Origin of the sequence: Lentzea miocenica, assembly GCF_033949945.1 — a bacterium.
Taxonomy (GTDB): Bacteria; Actinomycetota; Actinomycetes; order Mycobacteriales; family Pseudonocardiaceae; genus Lentzea; species Lentzea miocenica.
This window is the reverse complement of record NZ_JAXAVW010000019.1, coordinates 146,231-169,273: the sequence shown is the minus strand read 5'-3', so window position 1 is coordinate 169,273 and position 23,043 is coordinate 146,231. Positions and strand designations below refer to the sequence as shown.

The following is a 23,043-nucleotide window of genomic DNA, read 5'->3' as shown; positions in this document are numbered from 1 at the left end:
CCCACATGGCCGGAACGATCCGCACGCACCAGTACGCGGAGTCCGACGCCTCCGCATTGTGGGGTTCACTGGTTCGCCACGTGCTGCATCTGCGCTGGTCCGGTGAGCACGCTTTGGTGCCGGTGGTGGCCGATCTGCTGGACAGGATCACGACGGCACCATCGTGGACGGGAGACACCAGCGCGTCGCTGACATGGCCGAGCCGCGACCTGACCTGCGCCGGGGCCTTCCTCCGGCAGGGCATGGCTCCGCTGACTGTGCTCGGGATGCGCGGTTTGCGGAGGCACCCTCCATCACGTTCGATCCAGCCCGCCGGGCCAGGTCACCTCGACGCGATCACCGATATGGCGGTCCGCCTCCACCGAATGGAGGTGCTGCTCGGCGCCCTGCCCGATCGGCCATGCCTCACCGAGCGCCTCCACAGCGAGTTGGGCGTGGCCCTGCGGGATCCCGTGCACCGCATTCACGTCGCAGCGGAACACGGCCTGGTCGTAGGGTTCATCCACGCGCAGGTGCCACACGGCGCGTGGATCGAAGCGCAGGTGACGCCTGGTCCGGCGGGATACATCTCCAGATTGTTCGTCGACCCGGCGAAACGTGGGCGCGGTATCGCCACAGCACTTGCGACAGCGATGGAGAATGAGCTGAGCGAACACGGCGCCCGAGTAGCATTGTTGCACTACAGCCTCACCAATCCGGACGGCGCAGCGTTCTGGATCAAACGCGGTTACCGATCTGTCCTCACCACCTGGTCGATTCGGCCGTCGCCTGTCAACAACTCAGGTCAGTCCCGACCCCTCCCGCCCAGCTCAGATGGACGTGCCTGAGCAAAGAACGCGGGAGATCCCGTGCTCTCAAAGGTAATCACGGCAGTAATCTCTCAGGCGGCGACGGACGTGGAGCCGTTTGCACTACGGCAGGGGAACACCCTGCTTCACCAGACTCTGTTGTGGTCCAATGCACCACCTTGCGTCGAAGTGTCGCTTCGCTGGCCCTGCTCACCGTGTTCAGCAATCCGTCGATCGAGTTGTCGATGATCGCGGCCATCTGTTCCGAGCCCGGCACTTGCTCGAACCGCCACTTGGCGATCTCGCGGTCTTGACCAAGCGATCACGAATGCGCCCTTCGACCGGGAAAGTGTTTCAGGAGCTCGACTGACGCACTGCGGAAGCCTTGAGGAGTTTGTCGATGCTCTCACCGAACTGTGCGCCGGCGTCCGTGACAGCGAAGTTCAGATCACCTCCGTGAGTGCGAACCGGCACAAGCGACTGAAGCGGGCCTGGCTCGTACTTTCATCGGAAGACATTGATTCCTTTCAGGCCCGTCTACAGGATCGAATCCGCAAACTGCGCCGCCGATATCGCAAGGGCGCCGGGTTGCGCTCTACAGGTCTCGTCTTCCGCGACATGCTCGACCTCATCGCGGATCGCGCCGGCAACCCCTACGACGTGATCCTGTCCTTGGGCGAACTCGGCTATGCCTTGCCCCTGTGATACTCGACATCGCACGCACCGAGCTCCTGAAATCCATCAGTAGCGCCTTGGCCGAAGGCCCGGAGCACCAGGCCTACAAGTTCGACAGGGTGTTCTGGGTGACCGCCCAGGACCCAGTGAGCCTTTGCAGATCGTTCCCGGTGATCAAAGAGGCGCTGCTGCGCTGGACAGGACATCAGCGCGGCGACAACGCGATCACCGTGCCTGGCCGAACCCAGCGCAGGATCGACACGAGCGTGCTCGCCGGGATCGCCACGCAGCCGGCGGTCGGGGCGCCGTTCGTGACGTGCACGAAGAACGCGCTTCCGCCGCCTGGGACCCGTTGCGCGTTCACACCCATCACCAAGGAATAGTCGTATACAGCGCCGTGCTCGCCCAGGTTCTCCGACGTGCTTTCGTTGAACGGGCACGTTCCGCGCGCACACCGCTGATGGGTGTTGTAGTCGGGACTGTTGACGTCACTGACCCACCAGTCCGAGTTGTCGATGCGCAGGTACGACAACCCGGCACCAGGATCGGCCTGCCTGCCGAACGCGCTCGTGATCGCGAAGACACCAGCCGGCGTGGCGGACGACGACTCGCCGTAGGAGCTCGAGATGCCTGGTGAGCCGACCTTGGCCGCGACGCCACCGAGCACCTGCGCCCAGTCATTCCCCGACCTCTGCCACGTGGACAACGTCGCGTTGGAGCCTCCCGCACCCACAACCGAGATCACCTGAGCAGCACTGCCGACACGATTTGCGAACCACGGCGCCTCGACACGCTGCACCGTGTTCACGGGCGCGGCCACGGCAGCGGGCCGCGGCACGGAGGAGTTGGTGGTGACGGACGACTTGGCCACACTGCTGGCCGACATCGTCGTGGGGACGACGCTGGAGCTCGGATCGGAGGACGAGCCAGCCGTTGTCAGCTCGGCGGAGGTGGACCGCTGCGTGTCCGAAGCAGTGACGGGAGCAGCCTGCGGAGACCCGTTGCCGGACACCATGACGAGTGCGGCAACGGCGACCGCAGCCACGATGGGGCACAGGACTCGAACAGGAACAGGAACCTTGGCCAGGCGCCGGAACATGACACTCTCCACGCAAGATCGGCCACGGACGGCATGTGCCGTCCGTGGCCGACCGGATCAGAAGAACCGGATCAGAAGAACTCTGCGAGCACCGCCGCGGCGTTCGCGTCATCCAACCAGACGATGGCGTAGTCGATGCCGCGCAACCGGAAGACCCCGGTCGTCAGCTCGTGCTGTGCCTCGGTCTCGTCATAGATCTCCTGCACGTACTCCGTCGCGGCACCGGACGAGTCCACCGTGACGACGTTGAGCTCCAGCACCTCGTGCGGTCGCTCCTCGCCCTTCTGAGCGACGACGTCCCTCTTCAGGCACAGGTATCCGGACGTCTCACGATCCCGCTCGAGACGTGCGACCTTGCCACTGAACCCGGCGAGTTCCGGTGACAACGGGATCGGATCGGCATAAGTGTCCCGTTTGCGGAACAACGGCATCACTCACCTCCTCCTGAACCAGGGCTTGCGGTGCACGATGTGGAAGTTGAAGTAATCATGCCGTCCCTTGGTGCTGTTGGTCAGGTTGGACGACCATGCGTTGTGCTTCCGCACCGGGCCGCGCCATGCGCGCGTGCCGTTCTGGAGCCAGGTTGAACCGTTCTTCGCCTTCGTTTTGGTTGCGCGGCTCCATCCGGTCCACATACGTCCCGCGATCCGCGAGGCGTTGCGTGAAGCCTTGATCGAGCCGCCGGCCATCTGGCCGGCTCGCAGGGCGTTGCCCGCCTTCACCACGATTCTCGTGGCGTTGAAGACGGTGGTCGCCGCGCCCATCGTGAGCGCGCCCGCCGCGTACATGGCGGCCTTGCCCCAGTTGCCCTGGACGGCGTTGCCCACCGCGGCGACACCACTGGCGATCGCGCCGATCGGACCGGGCACCCACGACACGACCTCGGCGACCTTCGTGACGGCCTTCACAATGCGGCTGAACCACGAGTTGCCGTCGAGGTCCATCGCGTTGATCGGGTCGCCGACCACGTAGTCGTAGTCGTTGGCGCTGCCGCCGTCGACCGGGTCGACCGACAGGAATCGGCCGAGCAGCGGGCTGTACGGCCGTGCTCCCATCTGGACCAGCGACAACCCACCGGTGTGCTCGTAGGCCCGCTGGTGCTGGCCGAGCCACCCGTAGTCCATCGAGCCGGGCGAGTTGTCCGGCACGTTCTGCGGGTCGACGGTGCCGTCGGGCTTCAGCGGCTGGCCGTAGGGGTCGAACGTGCGCAGCTCGCCTGCCTGGCGGCCCGCCGCGTCCGTGGTCAGGACGAGGTCACCGCGCACCGACGGGTGGTCGAACGACGGCGTGAAGGCACCGTCCGAGCCGACCTTCGTCGTGTAGAGCACGCCACCGGGCAACGACAACGTCAGCGACGTGAGCCGGCCGTCCGCGTTGAGCGTCAGGTCAGGTGTGTCGCCGTCACCGGAGAAGCCGTAGCGGGTGACTGTGTTGTTGTCGCAGTTGTGGGGATCCCGGCGCACGATGCGGTTGGTCGCGTCGCGGGTGTAGCTGACGTTCGCGTTGAGCGCGGCGTTGGGCCCTGTGGTCTGGGCCCCGATGCTGCGATCCGACCCGTCCCAGCGCAGCTTGGTGGTGCTGCCGTCAGCCGACGTCCAGCCGGTGGTGTTGCCGCTCTCGTCGTAGGTGACACCCGACAGTGCGGTGGCACCTTCGGTCGCGAGCAGCCGATCGGCGGCGTCGTAGCAGTACCGGGTCTCCGCCGTTCCGGACGCGGTCTGGTCGAGCAGGCGCATCCGGTTGGTGTTGAGCCCGGCGTTCGCCCGCGTTCCGGTAGGACACGTGGCGGAGGCCTGCGAGGTGTAGTCGTAGGTGTAGTGGTGCCCGGCGACATAGGCCTCGGTGAGCCTGCCGACTCCGTCGTAGAGGTAGTTGGACGCGTTGGGCCTGGCGTCCACACCTCCGAGGGACTCGTCGATGATCGTGCCGGCCGCGGTGCGGCCGACACCGGCGACGATGCTCTTTCCGTCGCTGGTCTTCCAGTCCAGCGAGAGCATCCTGGCGGCGTTGTCCCTGCCGATCGAGGCGAGCGAACTGCCGTTGCCGTAGGCGACCGTCGCCAGCTCGCCGGCGTTGTTGTAGGTCACCGACGCCAGGGCGGTGCCGTCCAGCTTCTGGGTGAGGACGCGACCGGCGTCGTCATAGGTGAACGACACCGTGCGCGGACTGTCCGCGGCGCTCGGCGTCACCGTGGACGAGGTCACCCTGCCGACCAGGTCGTAGGCCGTAGTCGTGCGCATGCCGTTGACATCGGTGTACGCGACGACGCGGCCGAGCAGATCGATCGTGGTGGTGATCGTGCCCTTCTCGTCGGAGACCGAGGAGGTCAGCGGATCACCGCCGACCGCGTAGTCGTTCCGCACGGTGCGCGCGGGCGCGTCAGCGCTGGCAGGCACCTTCTCCTCGAGCGGACGGTCACGTGCGTCGTAGGTGGTGCACGTCCAGGCACCACCCGTGCGTTCCGCGATCGTGCGGCCCGACGCGTCGTGCACCTGCTCCTCGGTCCGGGCCGGGCCGGACGCGGGAGCCGCGGACGTGCTGAGCTTGATCATGCCGCCCTGGTTGACGGCAGGACTTCCCTCGACACACGGATTGCTGCGCGCTTCCGTGTTTCCGTAGTAGGCGTACGTCGACTGCGCTCCGCTGGCCATGGTCTTGGCGGTCTTGCGCAGATACCCCGACCCTGGCGCCTCGTAGCTGACCGCGCCGGTGAGACGAAGCCCGGCGGGGTCGGCCTGGCCCGAGGTGGAGAGACCGTAGGCCGGGTCCAGCCCGTTCTCGCCGAACTTGGTCGCGCCGACCTTGTCGGACACACCGCTCGACTCTTTCGCGGTGGTCGATGTCTTCAACCCGTAGCGGGGCCGCAGGAAGTCGCCGGGGATGGGTTCGTAGACACCGTCAGGGGCGCGGCGCCAGTTCAGGTGCAGCTGGCCGGGACCCTGACCGTTGTAGTAGTCGATGCGGATGCGGTGGATGGAGCCGGCGACGGTGTTGTTGTAGTCGCCCTTGGCCGGTCTGGGGCCTCCGTCGGACCAGTGGTCAATGATCAGGGTGTCGTCGATCCACAACCGGGCGCCGTCGTCGACGTGGGTTTCGAGGTTGTAGTTGCCCGCGTTGGGGAAGGTGATCTGGCCGGTCAGCCGGATCGAGAAGCGGCCGGCGGGAACACCTGGGGCGGGCGAGGCGGTATCGGTCCAGTCCGACCGCACCGTGCCATCGGCGGTGCCCAAGCCGGTCTGGTGAACCTTCGGCGAACCCGTCAGCGTCGCGTTGTCGTAGATCGCCGCCGACAGCCCTTGCATGCCTTCGTCGTAGCCGTTGTGCCCGTGCGACATCGCGCAGGTCCCGTTGGGCAGCTGCCCGGTGAAGCACGAGGCGGGCGCGGGTCCGTACGAGTCGATCGCACGGTCCGCGTAGTCGTAGACGGTGGTGGACTTGCGGCCCGCCGGGTCCGTTGTGGACAGTGGCAGGTCCTTCGGGCTCCACTCCTGCGACGTGGTCCGGCCGGCCGCGTCGGTCGAGGTGATGACGCGATCCGCGTCGTCGTAGGTGACCTTGCTGTAGAAGCCGGTCGCGGGCGTCAAGCCGGCGACGTCGGTGAAGGTCTGCCGGTTGGCCGGGTCGTAGCGGTAGGTGTGCGTGGGACGTTGTCCGCCTGCCTGTCCGTTGGGGACCGGCGCCTGGACGTTGGTGGCGACCCGACGGGCGCCGACCGTCCCGTAGTTGATCGCGGTGTAGGTCTCGGCGATGTTGCGAGCGGCCGGATCCTGCGCGACCCAGTCCACCACCTTGCCGTCACGCACCGTCGCGAGGGTCCCGTCGGCGTTGAACCCGTAGTCAGTGAGGTCGTCACCAGGGTTCTCGATGCGTGAGAATGCGCCGTTTCGGTACCACAGCAGGGTTTGCGTGCCGTCCCAGTACTGGATGCGGCACAACATCTGCGACGGCGGCAGCGCGTCGGCGCCCGGCGGCGGTGTGGCACCGGCGTAGCAGTCGTCACCGGAGCGGTTGTAGAACAACCGGTGGGACCGCTGCGACACCGGGTCGGTGATCTGCGTCAGGCGTGCCGGTGACCCGGTCCAAGTCATCGTGCTGGCCGCGGGCTTGCTGCTGTCGGCCGTCGAGGATTCGGAGGCGAGGGTGCCGTCCGCGTTGAAGCTGTAGACGTCGTCGCCCTCGTGCAGCGTGATCTTGCCGCCGGTGTCGAGGCCGAGGAAGCCGTCCTGACCCGCAGGTGGCGTGTAGCTGCCGCTGCTGGTCTTGGTCCAGGTGTGCTTGGTGCCCGAGCCGTCGGTGAAGACGATCGTCTGGTCCTGAACCTGCGCCTTGGTGTAGCTGGTGCCGTCACCGGTCAGGTTGGCGCCCAACTGCCAGCCGAACGGTAGAGCGGGCAGGTCCTGGGTGTACAGCCACGACGCGGGGATGATCTGCGGCGGCACCGCCTTGTTCGACGCCTCGTTGGTCTGCACGAACAGCTTCATCCGGCCGGGACCACTGGAGTGATACAGCTCGGCCTTGATCGGTACCCGCTGCCCGGCGGTCAGGGCGATCTCAGTGACCGGGCCGTTCTGGCCCGTCAGCGCGAAGTTGACGTCCGAGGCGTTCTTGTTGTTGTACACCAACGTGTTGTTGACCCAGATCTTCGCGCCATTCGCGTGCACCCCACCGAAGTGATACGTGCCCGATACCGGGACCTGGAAGAAACCCTCCCAGCGGCCGACGAACCAGTCCTGTGCCAACGCCGGCGCGAACACCGACGCGGTACCCCAGTCAGAGTTGACCTGAGGCTCGTTGCGCACCAGCACCGGGTTCGCGTCCGGCGTGCCGGAGCGGGTGGAGTCGTTGAAGTACGAGGCACGCAGCCCGAAAGGCTCGCTGGCCTGCGAGTTGTAGCTGAACGTCAGCCCCGACGAACCGCCGACGGTGTTGAACGTCGGCCCGCCGTCCTCGATGTGCACGTTGCCGTTGGCGAGGTTCACCTTGACCGCGCCGAGGGTGTCCTTCGGCGCGGGACCGCTGTCACCGATGCGCTGGTCGACCTTGAAATGCCCGGTCCAGCCCGGATGCGTGGTGGTCACGCCGCCGGTCAGCGCGGTCAGCACGGTCCACGTGTAGCTCGTGCCATCGGTGAGCACACCGGGAGGCACCGTCCACGTGTTGTTCGTGATGCAGCCGGAGTCCACGACGATTCCGGACTGCGCGTCCGCACCGGTCGCGACCTTGAAGCAGTACAGCGTGCCGTCACCGGAGGGGTTGCTCACCGGGCTCACCGACAGCGTCGGCGTCAGACCCGTCATCACGGTGCCGTCCGCCGGGCTCACCAGCGACGTCGCCGGCGGCGCGGTGCCGTAGTCGACGATCAGGTTGACCTGCATGTTCTTGTACGACCACTCACTGGTCTCCGAACCGGTGAGCATGAACCAGGTGCTGTTGTCCCGCGCGTTGACCTTGCCGGCGATGAAGTCGGTCAGCGCCTTGGACTGGATCGAGCCCCGGTCACCGATCGGCCCGCCCGCGAGGAACTGGCCGACGCCGTTGATGTCCAACGAGGTCGCGTGGTGCAGATTCGAGTTCCACGACAGCATCGACCCGGTCTGCGCGTTGCGCCAGAAGTCATACCGGGCACCGACGACGTTCTTGCCGAACAACGGCGTGAAGTCGTGCCGGAAAGCCGTGCGCCACACCGAGTCTCCGCCATTCGGCCCGGACTTCGAGTTGCCCACCGCGATACCACAGTTGGTGCACTGATAGCCGTCGGACTTGTAGGCCCTCGACTCGTCGTCGTTGTTGAACCCGTAGGTGTACGTGGGGTCGACGATCACCGGGTACACCCGCGACTTGTCGTTCAGCCACTTCGGGTCGACAGACACGGTCAGCAGCCACGCCTTGCCGTCCTGCTTGAGCGCGTAGTCGCCACCGGTCTGCGCGGGTGCCTTGTTGTCCTTGGCACTGCCCGAGGAGTCCCAGGTCACGATCGGCGGCAGCGACGCCACGATCTTGCCCTTGGCGTCCTTGATCAACACGCCGTCGTCCTTCAGCGACGGGGTGAGCGACCCCGTGTCCATCCGGAACACCCAGCTGCTGGTCGACGTGGGCTTCTTGACGACAATGGATTCCTTGACACTGCCTGGCTCGACCTCATACTCGAGGTCGGTGTCCGGCAGGACGTCCACATAGGACGCCTTCGAATCCTTGGTCTGCCTGGCGACACGCTTTGCACCCTCGAGAGCGACCGAGATCCGCTGGCCCGAGTCGCCGAGGTTGATCGGTCCCATGGTGACCAGACCGCGGTCCTCCGCGGAGGCGGCGAACTCCGGCTTCAGCTGGTGCGGACCGGTCTTGGCACGCTTTGAGCCGCGGTCCTCGGTCAGCCGCGTGTCCACCGCCCGCCAGGCGCCCTTGTCGTCCCGCACACTGACCGGCACCTTCGACAACACCGTCGTACGCGTGCCATCGGAGTTGACGTACTCGACCGACTTCTCCGCCCGGCCAACCTCCTTCGACGACTTCGCGTCGAACTTCGAACCGGCCTTGCCCGCATCGGCGCCCATCAACGGCCGGAAGTCACCCGCGGCCTTCGGGGAGTCGTGCTCACGGCCCTCCCGCTGAGGATTCGCCCACGACGACACCTCACGCGGATCGTGGTAGACCGGCGCCGACGCGACCGCAGGCACCGCCTGCACCACAGAGGCGATCAACACCGCCACCAGCAGGGCGGCAACTGGCGATCTACCAGGTCTTTCCGACCATCTCTTCCGTCTGACAGCAGACAGACTCATCCACACTCCCGTGAACAGAAGGAACTACACACCGGCACGACACCGACGGCGACATCCGCCACCAGCACGACCGCGCATCAAGCCGAAATCGACGTGCGCAAGGCGTGCTGGTGCGGAACAAACAGAAATGACCGCGCAGGACGAACGGCGCGGATCAGAAGGTCAGCGGATCACCGGCAGTCGCAGGTCGCCGACGAAGGTCAACAGGACGCCCTGAGGGCCTGCCGGCAAGCGAACAGACCGGGACACCCGATCTACGAAACCGCGCCGCGGCACACAGAACATGCATGATCACTAGCCCCCAGAACACACCGAGCGCCCATCACCCTCGGTAATGGTCGCGCAACCCGGCGTACGCCCCGGTACCGTAACTAACGCCAACCACACACCACAGACTCCGAACGGAGCAATCACATCATCCGTTCACCAGTGCCACGCCTACAAGCGGGGTACGAGTGAAAGATCCCACACGGCTGCTGTAGCGGATGTCCGTCGGACAGGCAGCAAGTCGCCTCGAGCACCACCTCGAAGATCCGGTCCGGCCGGCCCGAGCGCGCCAGTCTCGCGCACATGTCGACCAAACGCGCGATGGCGCCGCAGCACTCATTGCGGAGCTGACCGAACTCCGCCCGGCGCTCCTCGCCGCAGAGAAAGCCTGACAGACGCATCCGAGAGTGCCGGCGAGCTACCTCGTCATTCCGGCACGCCATGATCGGCTGTGGCCAGCGGCGCCGAGCGGGCGGCCGATGGTCGTGGTGATCTCGTGGCGTCCTGATTGATCTCTCGGCAGTATGGGAACCATGCCTACCGCTCCCGAGAGTTCCACCGACGTGGCCGTGGAAAACGACTACGACAGCTTCGCCGAGGGCTACACGGCCGTGAACGACACCAGCCTCCTCAACGCCTACTACGTCCGGCCCGCGATCGTGGACCTGGCCGGCGATGTGACCGGTCGGCGGATCCTGGACGCCGGGTGCGGCTCCGGCCCCGTGTCCGAGGCGCTGCGCGACAAGGGCGCCATCGTGGCCGGCTTCGACCGCAGCACGAAAATGGTGGAGCAGGCCCGGCAGCGCCTCGGCAACGACACGGACCTGCGGGTCGCCGACATCAGCCAGCCGCTGCCGTACCCCGATGGCGCGTTCGATGACTGCGTCGCCGCCCTGGTCCTGCACTACCTGGAGGACTGGACCGCACCGCTGGCTGAGCTGCGGCGGGTGCTGAAGCCCGGTGGCCGGCTGATCGTGGCCGTCAATCACCCCATCATGCTCCCGTTCCTGCATCGCGAGGCCGACTACTTCGCGACCACCAAGTGGACCGACGAGTACGACTTCAACGGCCAGAAGGCCGTGCTCACCTACTGGCACCGGCCTCTGCACGCGATGACCGACGCCTTCACCGCAGCGGGCTTCCGCACGGCCGTCATCAGCGAGCCGCCTCCGGCGCCGGAGGCCCATGAGCTCTTTCCCGATGAGATGGCGAAATTCCCGTCCGGGGCCTTCCTGAGCTTCGTGTTCTTCGTCCTGGAGGTCGCCTGACTTGGCAGCGGTGTCATGATCTTGCGTCCAATTGCCTGGCAAGAGATCCGAGGTAGCAGGGAACTGACTTGCGAACCGTTCACGCTGGTGCAGGAACTCCGCCGTCACGAGCACGGAGGCTGCCAGGCGATGACGTCGCCCACGTAGCGGCGCCAGGCCTCCTCGGTGAGCGTGTTCCTGGTGGTGGCGCAGATCCGTGCGGCGTTGTGTTCGGAGTCGAGGTTCCACAGCCTGATCGACTGGTCGCCTCCGCCGGACACCAGCGTCTTCCCGTCCGGGCGGAACGCCACGGCGCTCACCGACTGCTGACCGGTCAACAGAAATCCAGCGGTCGGTCGGGTTGGGTCGGTGATGTGCCAGAGCATGATTCCCTCGTTGGCGCCGGTGGCCAGGGTGCGGCCGTCCGGACTGAAAGCCATCGTCCTGACCTCGTTGGTGTGGCCGGTCAGCGGCGGGCCGTGCGGGGCCGGCTTGGCCGGGTCGGTGACGTTCCAGAGCTGGACCGAGCCGTCTCGGTGCCCGGTGGCCAGCATCTTGCCGTCCGGGCTGAACGCCGCGGGTTCGAGCGAGCCGAGCAGCGGTGCGCCGAGCTGTTTCACCCGGCGCGGATCGGTGACGTCCCACAGCCGCACACCGTCGGAGCTGCCGGTCACGAGCGTGTGGCCATCAGGGCTGAACGTCACGGTGTCCACCGGCGCGTTGTAACTGGTGATCTGAGGTCCCAGCGCTGTCGCTGTCGCGGGTTCGGTGACGTTCCACAGCTGCACCCGGTTGTCCCTGCTGCCCGAGGCCAGCGTCTTGCCGTCCGAGCTGAACGCCAGCGCGCACACGTTGCCCGCGTGTCCGGTCAGTGGCGCCCCCAGCGGCTCGCCGGTGACGGCGTTCCACAACCGCACGGTCTGGTCGAAGCTGCCGGTGGCCAGGACGCGGCCGTCCGGGCTGAACGCGGTCCCGCACACGGTGAGGGTGTGACCGGCCAGAGGAGAACCGCGCAACGCGGGTTTGGCCGGATCACTGATGTCGCCCAGCCACACCAGCTTGCCAAACGTGCCCGCCGCCACCGTGCGGCCGTCCGGGCTGATCGCGAGTGAGAAGACGTAGTTGGCCAGCGAGTAAACGGTGGTGTGGCCGGTGAGCAACGGCGAAGGCAGCTGCCACATCCGGACCATGTCACCGGAACCCGAGGCGAGGGTGCGGCCGTCGGGGCTGAACGCCACCGACTGGATCTCCTTCGCATGACCGGTCAACGGCGCGCCGAGAAGAGCGGGGCTGGACGGGTCGGAGAAGTTCCACAACCGCACGGTGGCGTCTCCCAACCCTGCTGCCAGCAGGGTGGAGTCCGGGCTGAACGCCAGTGTGCGCACACCGCCGGCATTGCCGTTGAGAGGGCGGCCGAGCGTCTTGGGGGCGGCCGGGTCGGTGACGTTCCACAGCCGGATCGCCTGGTCGTCGCCGCCACCGGCAAGCGTGCGGTTGTCCGGGCTGAAGGCCAGCGCGGTGATGCCGTAACCGGTCCCCGGCACGGGCCCGCCGATCGCAACCGGGCGCGAGGGGTCGGAGAAGTTCCACAGCCGGATCCCGTCTGCGGCCGCCGCGACAGTGCGACCGTCCTGACTGAACGCCACAGAGCTGACCTGGGTGTTTCCGACGAGAAGCACGATCGGTGACGCGGGTTTGCCTGGATCGGAGACATCCCACGTCCGCAACATCGGTGTCGGGTCCCCACCTCCGCTCTTCGCTCTGCCCCCGGCGACGAGAGTGCGGCCGTCGGGACTGAACGCCAGCGAGCCCATCCAGCCGGCGTCACCCGCGAACGCACTGCCCTGTTCCGCGGGTTTCTTCGGATCCCGTTCGCCCAGTGCCCGCGGCCGGGCCGGGTCGGTCACATCCCACAGCCGCAGCGTGCCGTCCTGGCTCGCCGTAGCGAGGGTCTTGCCGTCCTGGCTGAACGCCAGCGCGGAGATGCCGCCACTGTGGCCGACCATGGGCTGGCCGATCGCCTCCGGTCGGGTCGGGTCGGTGACGTTCCACAGCCGGACCGTCCAGTCGTCGCTCCCGGTCGCCATCACGTGCCCGCGCGGGTGGATCGCGACCACGCCACCAGGCTTCTCCCGGCCTGGCAGCGGCGTGGACAGCGGCGCATTGGCCGCGGTGGCCAGGCGGGTAGCCGTCTCGTCGCCGGGCTTCAGCCGATGTGCCACCAGCGAGAGCTGGGCGGACAGCGACGCGTCGGTGCCCTGCAGCCGGTCCGCGTTGGCGAGGAGCTGGTTGTAGAGCACGAGATCCCGCTGACGTTCGGCCTCCCGTTTCTGACTCCTGGCGTCCAGCGCGGTCGTAACCGCGACGACCGAGAGCACCAGAAACGCCACGGCCGCCGCGGAGGTCAGCCAGATGGTGCGGCGACGCTTGCGTTCCCCGGCCTCGAACACCTGCTTTGACGCGGCGAGGAACTCCCGCGCCAGTTCGCTCGGCTCCTCCGGTGCACCGGAGGCCCACGCCGAGGCCGCGTCCAGCAGCCGCCCCCGGTACAGCTGTGCCGAGTCTCGGTGACCGAGATCCCAGGTGACCGCGGCTTCTTCAAGCTTCTGATGGGTCAGCTTGTCCGCCCGGCCGACGTTGATCGCCTCGCGTAGCGGCGTCCACCGCCTCAGCAACGCCTCGTGCGCGACCTCCACCGTGGACCCGTCACTCACCAGCAGCCGCGCGTCCACAAAGGACTGAATCACGACCAGTTCAGCCGCGGACAACCTGTCTCGCTCCACCCGTCTGCGTTTCGGCTCGCCGGCATCATCGACGTCGGCCAGCCGCAGCATCGTGGGCAGCACGAGATCCCCCATCCCACGCCGGGTGAGCTCGTCGGTAACCCGGTCCGCCTGCCGGTGCAGCGCACCGACCACGCCGTCAATCGCGTCGTAGTCGGCGATGGTCGCCGTGCCCTCGGCGCCGACCCGTTCGTACAGCTGCTGAAGCGTGCAGGCAAGCAACGGAAGCGCGTCTCCACCCGTGCTCTCCTCGACCATCCGCGCCACGAGCCCCGGCGCGAACTCGATGCCGGCCCGTTGCGCGGGCCGTTCGACCACCTCGGGCAACCGTGCGCGGCTGAGCGGCTCCACGACCAGCGCGTCGTCGATCATCTCGGCCAGCCCGGTCCGGTCGGACCGCACCGTGGCGACCACCCAGAGCGGGCTGTCCTCGCGCAACCCCGCTCGCAGCCCGGCGAGAAATCCCTGGTGATCGACCAGTTCCTCGGCCTGGTCGATCACGACGAGCACGGCGCGACTGCGACTCAGCCCTGCCAACTCCGCCCCGAGCGACGCGAGCCCATCCGGCAGCCTGCTCGCCACCTCGTCGACCGTGACCTGCCTGCCGAACGCCTCGAACGCTTTGGAGATGCTGTGCGCGAGGCTGCGCGACGGCTGCGCCCCCGGCAGCAGTGGCGGCACCACGAACCACTGCTCGGGCAGCCGCTCCAGCCGCGGCAACAACCCCGCGTGCAGCAACGACGACTTCCCGCTGCCGGACGGCCCGATGATCGCGACGAACCGCCCGCCACCGTGCCGCAACGTCGGCGCGAGCAACTCGAGCAACCGCCCGATCTCCTGGTCCCGGCCGAAGAACACTGCCGCGTCCAGCCTGCCGAACGGCTCCAGCCCCGGATAGGGCGACCGCGCCGGGTCCCACGAGAACGAATCGGCCGGATCGAGCCCGGCCCGCCGCAACCCCCGCCACAGCTTCGCGAAGGCGTCCTCACCGTCCGCGAGATCGGCCCACTGCGTGTCTCCGAGCAGCTCCAGCCAAGCCCCTTCGGCGATCCGCACCGGAAACACCGGCCGCCCCAGCGACCGCGCGAGGCTCACCTCTGCGAAACACCACCGCGAGTGCACCGACGTGTCACTGGCGAGGAACACCACCCCGTCCGACTTGCGCAGCTGGACGTACAGCTCCCGTTCCCACCGCCGCCCCGCCGGCACCCCGTCCGCCGGGTCGAAGTCGAGGAAGAGCGCCTCATATCCCTTGTCCCGCAACCTGTTCCGCACCTCGGTGGCGATGGCCCGATCCTGGCCGCCGAAACTGATGAACAGCGAGGTCACGCGATCTCCCTCGATCGTTTGGGCCTCCAGGCTCCCACAAACCGACCCGGCTGTTGTCCGATCGCCGATGTCCGCGGATCTCAGCGAGATCGTGGCGTAGGTGTGCCGCACGTCGTGCGCGGGCGGACGAGCAGTGCGGTCGGGCGATGCTCAGGCAACCGGAGCACGGGACAGGCGTCATTCAGAGCAACGATAGTTCGTGTCAGGAGGCCGTGATGAGGCGTTCCCTTGTGGTCCTGGTGGCGATTGTCTTCGGTGTGCTGCTGGGGGTGCCCGCCACGGCGGGGGCTGGTGCGCCGTACTGCGGGATCACCTGGGGTTCGCTGCCGAAGGAGGCGGGCCCCGGCTCCACCGACGAGCTGTACGGCGTCCGCACTGGCCGCCACGACTGTTTCGACCGGATGGTCCTCGACGTGAACGGCGACGTGCGCGGCTACTCCGTGCGCTATGTCGACGAGATCCGCAAGGACGGGTCGGGTGAGCTCGTTCCGGTGCGCGGCGGTGCGCGGTTGGAGGTCGTCGCGAAGGTGCCGACGATTGCGACTGACGCGATCTTCCTCCCGAACGGCGAACTCGCCGATGTCAGCGCGTACAGCACGTTCCGCCACGTCGCGTGGGCGGGCCAGTTCGAAGGGCAGACGACGATCGGGCTGGGCGTTCGCGCGCGGCTGCCGTTCCGCGTGTTTCTGCTCGACGGACCCAGCACCGGGTCGCGCATGGTCGTCGACGTCGCGCACCGCTGGTAGTCCTGGGTGAGGCCGTCGCGTCAGCGGATCGAGGCGACCGCGTCGGTGCTGTCGCGCTGCTGCCGGCGGAACTTGCCGGGTGCCGTGCCGAACTCTCGCTTGAAGGCGTTGGAGAAGGCGAATTCCGAGGTGTAGCCGACGTTGCGGGCGATCGCGGACAGCGGCGCCTGACTGTCGCGCAGCATCCGTGCGCCGGAGCTCAGGCGCCACCAGGTCAGGTAGGCCATCGGGGACTGCCCTACCAGCGAGGTGAACCTGCGGGCGAAGGCCGTCTTGGACATTCCTGCCTCGGCGGCCAGTTCCTGGACTGTCCACGGGTGTTCCGGCGCGCGGTGGATGTGTTGCAGTGCCGTGGCGATCACGGGATCTGTCAGCGCCACGCACCAGCCGCCGCGTGGGCCGTGGTGTGAGGCTTCCTCCTCCAGCCAGGCGCGCAGCAGGTAGACCAGCAGCAGGTCCATCAGCGCCGGCACTGCCGCGGCGGCGCCGGGGCGAGCTTCGATGAGGTCCGCGCCCAGCAGGTCCACCGCGCTCCGCAGGGCGGAGTGGTCGCCCAGCCGGGCTGGGAGGTGGACGACTTCGGGCAGGGTCCGCAGGAACGGGTGGGCCTGCCCGCGGTCCAGCCGGTAGGCGCCGCACAGCAACTGTGCCTGGCCTGGCGCGGGCTCGTGGTCCGGTGGGCCGGACTCCGGCGCCAGGGGCAGCTCGGCGATCGTCCTGTCCGGACTGTCGCTCATGCCGTGCACCGCACCGTGCGGCAGGAACACCACGTCGCCCGCGCCGAGGGCGATGGGAGAACCGGACGGAGGGATCAGCCAGCAGTTGCCTTCGAGGACGACGTGGAAGCCGGCTCCCGGATATGGGCCGAACGCGTAGCCCCAGCGGCCGCTCAGCCGCGATCGGGTGAACTTGGCGCGGCCCGCGCGGACAGTGGCGATCACGTCGCTGAAGACGTCCATCACTTCATGGCACGTGGCACCTGGCGGTCTTATCGAGTATGAAATCGGTCGTCTTCAGCATTGGAAGGACCATCCGGCGTCCTTAGCGTTGGGCACTGACAACAGTGCTCTTCGAAGGAGACGCGGACATGGCCGCATATGTCGTGATCGACCTGAACGTCGCTGACCCCGCCGGCTTCCAGCAGTACGTCGACGGTGTGATGCCACTGCTCGAGAAGGCTGGTGGGCGCAACGTCCTGACCGACGGCGACGCTCTGGTGCTGGAAGGTGACTGGGCCCCGCCGACGCTCGTGATCCACGAGTTCCGCGACAGGGCCGCGGTCCAGGAGTTCTGGGACTCGCCGGAGTACCAGCCGTTCAAGGAACTTCGCCGCAAGTACTCCACGGTGAAGGTCGTCGTCGGCGAAACCGCCTGACCGGAGGGGCTGAGCACGCCGGTCACGCGGCCAGCGTGCTCAGCAGCACCAGGGCGTCGGCGGAGCGGGACCGCGGTTCGGCCGGCTGGGCGACCAGCCGCTGGCCGGGTGTGCTGGTGATCGGGAAGATCTCCGTGTGCAGCTCCAGCTCGCCGACGTCGGGGTGGGCGAAGTGGGTGCCGGGAGCGATCAGGCCACGTGGTCCGGGTTCGGCCCAGAGCCGGCGGAACCGGGGGCTGGCGAGGGAGAGTTCGCCCACCAGTTCTCGCAGTCCGCGCTCGGCGGTGGCGTGACCGGCGCTGTCGCGCAGGTCGAGGACGGCCGCGCGGGCCGTGGCGGTCCAGTCGAGGAAGAACTCCTGTCCCGCGGGGTCGAGGAAGATCATGCGGTGCAGGTTGTCGCTGTGGACGAAGCGGCTGTGCAGTGCGGTGGCGAGGGCGTTGCGCGCCAGGACGTCGTTGAACCGGCCGAGGACGTAGGCGGGCGCCGTGGTCCAGTCGTTCAGCAACGCCAGCAGGTGAGGGCTGACGCGTTCGGCCCGGTCGCGGATCCGCCGGCGGGTGGTCGGGCGGGCCAGGCGGTGCAGCTCCACGGTGGCGGTCTCGTCCAGGAGCAGTGCCCGCTTCAGGCTTTCCACGGTCTGGTGGGTCGGTCGCTCATGTCCCTGTTCCAGCCTGGCGTAGTAGCCCGCGCTCAGTCCCGCCAGCAACGCGACCTCGTCCCGGCGCAGCCCGGGAACTCGGCGGCGGCCCGCGATGGTCAGCCCCGCCTGCTCGGGCCGAACGAGAGCACGGCGGGTGCGCAGGAACGCGCCCAGCGCCGTGTTCCGCTCACCGGTCATGCGATCGAGGCTAGGGAACAGGCGGAGGTTCAGCCTGGGTGCGTCTCACCCAGGGTGCCCGCGGTTGACGGACGACCGTCGCACGGGTTGAGTCTGCCGTCATGACCGGCACACCTCTCGGCGACTTCCTCCGTGCCCGGCGTGCGGCTCTCACCCCGCAGGACGTGGGGTTGCCCGAGCACGGCCGTCGTCGCGTGAAAGGCCTGCGCCGCGAGGAGGTCGCCATCCTCGCCGGGGTCAGCAGCGACTACTACATGCGGCTGGAGCAGGGCCGCGAGTCCAGTCCGTCGGCACAGGTGGTGGAGGCGGTGGCGCGGGCGCTGAAGCTCGACGCCGCGGCCACCGAGTACCTGTGGCTGCTGGTCCAGCCGGCGGAGGCGAGGACGTGGCGCCGCACCGGGAGCATCCCGGTCAGCGCCCAGTTGCGGCAGCTCATGGACAGCTGGTCCGACTCACCCGCGTTCGTCGTCGGTCCGGCGCTGGACGTCATGGCGTCCAACACGATGGCCGACGCGCTGCACGACGCCTTCACCCCCGCGGACAACCTGGCCCGCATGGTGTTCCTCGACCCCGCCGGGCGTGCGTTCTACCGGGAGTGGGACCGCGCGGCGCATTCCTGCGTCGCCGAGATCAGGGCCGCGTACGGCCACGATCCAGACAACGCGCGCATCGCCGACGTCGTCGCCGAACTGTCCGCGCACAGCCCGCGGTTCGCCGAGCTGTGGGCCCGGCACGACGTGAAGCCCAAGACCCAGGAGACCAAGCACCTGCGCCACTCGCAGGTGGGTGACCTGGAGATCCAGTTCTCCACGTTCACCGTCAGCGGCGCTCCGCACCAGCAGCTGGTCGTCTACCAGGCCGAGCCGGCTTCCCCGACCGTGGAGGCGTTCCGGCGTCTGCGCGCCCACGCCGACGCGGCACTCGCCTCGCGCGCCGTGGAGGCTCCGCGCGCCTAGGTCTCGTCGCGCAGCCTTGGGTGGGTGCGTTCCTCCCAGGAAATCCGCGGCCTTCTTCCGGCTGTCCCACGTGGACAAACTCGTTTCTGTCAGCAGCGGGAAACGCCCGCCGCACAGGCAGAACAGCCGGAAGGAACGAGATCCTCATGTCCACCTGGTTCATCACCGGAGCGTCCCGCGGCCTCGGCGCGGAGATCGCCCGCGCCGCCCTGCGCGGTGGCGACAACGTCGTGGTCGCCGTGCGCAACCCGGACCGCGTGCCGGAAGACCTGAAGACGGCGGCGAACACGTTGGTCGTCGCGCTGGACGTCACCGACGCTCCGGCCATCCCCGCCGCGGTGCGGGCGGCCACCGACCGCTTCGGCGGGATCGACGTGCTGGTCAACAACGCGGGCCGTGGTCTGCTCGGCGCGCTGGAGGAGATCACCGACGCCGAGGCGCGATCCCTGTTCGACCTCAACGTCTTCGCCCTGATCAACGTGACCCGCGCGGTGCTGCCCGTCATGCGCCGGCAGGGATCCGGCAAGCTCGTCCACATCGGATCGAGGTCCGGTTTCGAGGGCGAACCGGGCGTGAGCCTGTACAGCGCCTCGAAGTTCGCCGTGGCCGGCATCAGCGAGGCCCTGTCCGCCGAGCTGGCGCCGTTCGGGATCCAGTCCATGGTGGTCGAGCCCGGCGTGCTGCGCACGGACTTCCTCGACGCCAGTTCCCTGTCGCTCGCGGCACAGCGGATCGCCGACTACGACGGCACTCCCGCGCACGTGACCCTCGACTGGGTCGGCACGGCCAACCACACCCAGCTCGGCGACCCGGTCAAGGGCGCCGCCCTGATCCACGAGGTCACCAGCGGCGACAGCCTGCCGACGCACCTCTACCTGGGCCCGGACACCCTCGACCGGCTGCGGGTGAAGCTCGCGCAGATCGAGCAGGACCTGGCGCCGTGGCAGGACAAGTCCGCCGCCACCGCCCACGAGGACGTCGTCGCCGTCTGACCGGCCACCCCTTCACCACCCCTTCTCGAAAAGGACTTCGTCATGTCTGCTCTGCTCACCGGCACCCCGCTGGCCGGCCGCGTGGCCGTGGTCTCCGGTGCCTCCAGCGGCATCGGCGCCGCCACCGCCACGCGCCTGGCCGAACTCGGCGCGAAGGTCGCCGTGCTCGCCCGCCGCAAGGACAACCTCGACGCGCTGGCCGAGTCGATCAACCGCAACGGCGGCACCGCGATCGCCGTTCCCGTCGACGTCACCGACCGGGAAGCGGTCCAGGCCGCGGCACAGCAGGTCGCCGACCAGCTAGGGACGGCCGACCTCGTCTTCAACAACGCCGGCGTGCAGCTCATCTCGCCGATCACCGACCTGCGCCAGGACGACTGGCAGCGCCAGATCGACCTGAACGTCACCGGCGTCATGAACGTCATCGGCGCGTTCGTGCCGCAGCTCACCGCGGCCGCCGAGGCGGGAAAGCCCGCCGACCTGATCACCACGTCCTCGATCGCGGCCACCCGGATCCTGGAGAAGTTCTCGGTCTACTCCGGGACGAAGGCCTACATCAGCCACCTCACCCGGCTGCTGCGCGTCGAGCTCGGCCGCAAGAACATCCGCGTGGCGACCATCGAACCCGGCATGGTCGACACGGAACTGCCCGACCACGTCACCGATCCCGACGCCAGCAAGCTCATGGCCGACCTCATCGACCAGATCGACGTGCTGCAGTCCGCCGACATCGCCGAGACGGTGGCGTTCATGGCCGCCGTGCCGCGCCACGTCAACCTCACCGAAATCACGATTCTCCCGACAGCACAGGCCATCTAGCCGCATGCGGCACCACCTCACCCGATGAGCAACAGAAAGCAGGAACGACCATGACCACCACGCTCGAACTGCTGCGCCGGCACGCTTCCGACCCGCGACGCCGCGTCCTGCTCACCGGCGGCACCGTCGTCACCATGGACCCCGAACTGGGCGTCCTGCCCAGGGGCGACGTGCTCGTCGAGGGCGACACGATCACCGCCGTCGCCACCGAACTGCCCGTCGGCGACGCGATCGTCGTCGACGCCACCGGCTCGATCGTCGCTCCCGGCTTCGTCGACACCCACCGGCACGCCTGGGAGGCGCAACTGCGCCGGGTGATGCCCGACGTCAACGACCTCGGCGAGTACGTGATGTCCACCCTGGCCGGCATCGCCCCGGCCTACCAGCCCGAGGACATGTACGTCGGGACGAAACTGGCCGCGCTGACCGCGATCGACAGCGGCATCACCACGATGCTCGACTTCTCCCACAACTCCCGCACACCCGGCCACTCCGACGCCGCCGTCCAGGCCCTGATCGACACCGGCATCCGAGGCGTGCACGCCTCGATGCGCCCGCACTTCGGCGACTGGGAAGGCCAATGGCCGGCCGACCTCGCGCGGTTGAAGGACACCTACTTCTCCACCAGCGACAGCCTCGTCACCCTGCGCCTCGCCACGCTGGCCACCGACGAGATCGCCGGACCCGACCTCGCCTACGGCCCCCGCCTCGCTCGACTGGCGCGCGACCTCGACATCGGCGTCAGCGTCGACGCCGTCTTCGGCACCTCTTCCTCCGCAGCTGTCCTGCGCTGGGCAGAGCAGGGAATCCTCGGTCCGGACGTCTCGCTGATCCACTGCACCGGCCTGACCAGCGCGGCCTGGCGGGCCATGGCCGACACCGGCGCCGCGGTTTCCCTCGCGCCCACGTCCGAGGCGCAGATCGGGCTCGAGACCGCCGTCCCCGCCATCGACGAGGCACTGACGGTGGGCATCCGCCCCGGCCTGAGCATCGACGTCGAAGTCGCCCTGGCCAGCGACATGTTCACGCAGATGCGCGCCCTCCACGCCATCCAGCGCATGCGCGCCGTGAACGCCGTCTACGGCACCACCGCGACACCCACCCGGATCGGCGTCCACGACGTGCTCGACTTCGCCACCCTGCACGGCGCCAGGAGCATCGGCCTCGGCGGCGTCACCGGCTCGCTCACCCCTGGCAAGCAAGCGGACCTGCTGGTCGTGCACGCCGAGGACCTCAACAACATGCCGCTCAACGACCCGATCGGCACCCTCGTCCTCGGCTCCGACGCCCGCAACATCCGCGCGGTGTTCATCGCGGGTCAGGTCCGCAAGTGGGCAGGCACCGTCCTCGACGTCGACGTGCCCGCGCTCGGACAGGACGTCCGAGCCTCACGCGACCGAATCCTCAAAGCCGCGCACTCGTCCTGAGCACGCCGCGGACCGACGAAAGGCGAGAGACCATGTCCAGCACCAACCGGCAGCAGGCCGCCACACCGCACCCCCACATCGGCATGTGGGTCACCGCGGATGGCCGTATTCGCCAGGAACTCCTGCCCAGCGGTCGTTACGAAGAAGAACGCGATGGCCGCAAACTCGCCTACACCGGCCGGTACACCGTCGACGGCGACCACCTCGACTACTTCGACGACCTCGGGTTCACCGCGACGGGCGACGTCCGCGACGGAGTCCTCTACCACGAACACCTCGTGCTGCACCGTGAGCGATGAGAACTCCGCACGGGCACGAAGGTTCCACGATCGTGGAGTGCCGCGGTCGACATCGATCCGGCCGGCAGGCGATAGGATTCGCCCATCATGGGCGAGCGCGCGAACGACCCGTCGAGCAAGAGCAACGTCCCGATCAACGACCCGTTGCTCTCAACACCGGTGGCCAGACTGCTGGCGCTGGCGATGGGCACCGGTGTCCGGGTGTTCGACATCGCCGCGGAGCGCAGTGTGGGACTTGCGGGCCTGGTCGGTGTCGGCTCCGGCCCGGACGGCGAGCCGCAGTGCTCGATCGGGCTCACCGACGACCTGGACGACGACCTGCGCGCCGACGTGCTGGCGTTCGGCCTGGCGGTGCTCGTCGGCACGCCGGAGGTCCTCGACGAAAGCCCGGACGGCGTCCTCGGGATCAGCAGGGAGCGGCTGCCCCAGGCCGGCAACGGCGCCGGCAACCTGGCCTGGCACATGTTGCAGACCTGCGGGCGCGAGTCGCCGTCGACGACGTTCCCGCTGATGATCATCCAGTCCGACGAGTAGACCCGGTCTCCGTACTCGCGGAAGTCGGCGGCGGGGTCGGCGGCATGACGCGCTCTACCGCCAGGCGGGCGCCGAGGTGTTCGAGGC

Annotated in this window: 17 protein-coding genes; 11 read left to right on the top strand and 6 right to left on the bottom strand. The window is 68.2% G+C overall.

Annotated features, from left to right (window positions below):
- Positions 1–5 precede the first annotated feature (5 nt).
- Both SK803_RS23905 and SK803_RS23900 read left to right on the top strand, forming a co-directional pair.
- Positions 6–827, top strand: coding sequence for a GNAT family N-acetyltransferase (locus tag SK803_RS23905; protein WP_319968299.1), 822 nt, complete (start codon positions 6–8; stop codon positions 825–827).
- Between the two features lie 417 nt (positions 828–1,244).
- Complete coding sequence (locus SK803_RS23900) at positions 1,245–1,493, top strand: hypothetical protein (protein WP_319968298.1); 249 nt, start codon at positions 1,245–1,247, stop codon at positions 1,491–1,493.
- Positions 1,494–1,668: 175 nt separating this feature from the next.
- Here SK803_RS23900 and SK803_RS23895 read toward each other — a convergent pair whose 3' ends face one another.
- The 3 genes from SK803_RS23895 to SK803_RS23885 all read right to left on the bottom strand — a co-directional run bounded on the left by SK803_RS23895 (position 1,669) and on the right by SK803_RS23885 (position 9,260).
- Positions 1,669–2,562, bottom strand: coding sequence for a L,D-transpeptidase family protein (locus tag SK803_RS23895; protein ID WP_319968297.1), 894 nt, complete (start codon positions 2,560–2,562; stop codon positions 1,669–1,671).
- A 71-nt stretch (positions 2,563–2,633) separates the two neighbouring features.
- Positions 2,634–2,993, bottom strand: coding sequence for a hypothetical protein (locus tag SK803_RS23890; protein ID WP_319968296.1), 360 nt, complete (start codon positions 2,991–2,993; stop codon positions 2,634–2,636).
- Between the two features lie 3 nt (positions 2,994–2,996).
- On the bottom strand, positions 2,997–9,260 hold the full coding sequence (locus tag SK803_RS23885; protein ID WP_319968295.1) for a PA14 domain-containing protein: 6,264 nt from the start codon (positions 9,258–9,260) through the stop codon (positions 2,997–2,999).
- An 881-nt stretch (positions 9,261–10,141) separates the two neighbouring features.
- Here SK803_RS23885 and SK803_RS23880 point away from each other — a divergent pair.
- Positions 10,142–10,876 carry a class I SAM-dependent methyltransferase gene (locus SK803_RS23880; protein ID WP_319968294.1) on the top strand — a complete coding sequence of 245 codons (735 nt, stop codon included), beginning with the start codon at positions 10,142–10,144 and terminating at the stop codon, positions 10,874–10,876.
- Between the two features lie 104 nt (positions 10,877–10,980).
- Here SK803_RS23880 and SK803_RS23875 read toward each other — a convergent pair whose 3' ends face one another.
- Positions 10,981–14,967, bottom strand: a complete 3,987-nt coding sequence (locus SK803_RS23875; protein ID WP_319968293.1) for an nSTAND1 domain-containing NTPase — start codon at positions 14,965–14,967, stop codon at positions 10,981–10,983.
- Positions 14,968–15,182: 215 nt separating this feature from the next.
- On the opposite strand from SK803_RS23875, the gene SK803_RS23870 reads away from it, so the two are divergent.
- Complete coding sequence (locus SK803_RS23870; protein WP_319968292.1) at positions 15,183–15,713, top strand: AMIN-like domain-containing (lipo)protein; 531 nt, start codon at positions 15,183–15,185, stop codon at positions 15,711–15,713.
- Between the two features lie 20 nt (positions 15,714–15,733).
- Here the strand turns inward: SK803_RS23870 and SK803_RS23865 are convergent, their stop codons facing one another.
- Positions 15,734–16,672, bottom strand: coding sequence for an AraC family transcriptional regulator (locus SK803_RS23865; protein WP_319968291.1), 939 nt, complete (start codon positions 16,670–16,672; stop codon positions 15,734–15,736).
- A 128-nt stretch (positions 16,673–16,800) separates the two neighbouring features.
- Here SK803_RS23865 and SK803_RS23860 point away from each other — a divergent pair, with 128 nt between their 5' ends.
- Positions 16,801–17,088 (top strand): DUF1330 domain-containing protein, encoded by a 288-nt coding sequence (locus SK803_RS23860; RefSeq protein ID WP_319968290.1) that lies wholly within the window; start codon positions 16,801–16,803, stop codon positions 17,086–17,088.
- 22 nt (positions 17,089–17,110) lie between these two features.
- Here SK803_RS23860 and SK803_RS23855 read toward each other — a convergent pair whose 3' ends face one another.
- Complete coding sequence (locus SK803_RS23855) at positions 17,111–17,929, bottom strand: helix-turn-helix domain-containing protein (protein WP_319968289.1); 819 nt, start codon at positions 17,927–17,929, stop codon at positions 17,111–17,113.
- A gap of 101 nt (positions 17,930–18,030) precedes the next feature.
- Here SK803_RS23855 and SK803_RS23850 point away from each other — a divergent pair, with 101 nt between their 5' ends.
- The 6 genes from SK803_RS23850 (at position 18,031) to SK803_RS23825 (ending at position 22,956) form a co-directional block, all read left to right on the top strand.
- Positions 18,031–18,885 carry a helix-turn-helix transcriptional regulator gene (locus SK803_RS23850; RefSeq protein ID WP_319968288.1) on the top strand — a complete coding sequence of 285 codons (855 nt, stop codon included), beginning with the start codon at positions 18,031–18,033 and terminating at the stop codon, positions 18,883–18,885.
- A 146-nt stretch (positions 18,886–19,031) separates the two neighbouring features.
- On the top strand, positions 19,032–19,877 hold the full coding sequence (locus SK803_RS23845; protein WP_319968287.1) for an SDR family NAD(P)-dependent oxidoreductase: 846 nt from the start codon (positions 19,032–19,034) through the stop codon (positions 19,875–19,877).
- 42 nt (positions 19,878–19,919) lie between these two features.
- Entirely contained in the window at positions 19,920–20,696 is a 777-nt protein-coding gene (locus SK803_RS23840; RefSeq protein WP_319968286.1) for an SDR family oxidoreductase, read from the top strand.
- Between the two features lie 50 nt (positions 20,697–20,746).
- Positions 20,747–22,123 carry an amidohydrolase family protein gene (locus SK803_RS23835; RefSeq protein WP_319968285.1) on the top strand — a complete coding sequence of 459 codons (1,377 nt, stop codon included), beginning with the start codon at positions 20,747–20,749 and terminating at the stop codon, positions 22,121–22,123.
- A gap of 32 nt (positions 22,124–22,155) precedes the next feature.
- Positions 22,156–22,422 (top strand): Atu4866 domain-containing protein, encoded by a 267-nt coding sequence (locus tag SK803_RS23830; protein WP_319968284.1) that lies wholly within the window; start codon positions 22,156–22,158, stop codon positions 22,420–22,422.
- Between the two features lie 87 nt (positions 22,423–22,509).
- Positions 22,510–22,956, top strand: coding sequence for a hypothetical protein (locus tag SK803_RS23825; RefSeq protein WP_319968283.1), 447 nt, complete (start codon positions 22,510–22,512; stop codon positions 22,954–22,956).
- The last annotated feature ends 87 nt before the right edge of the window (positions 22,957–23,043 follow it).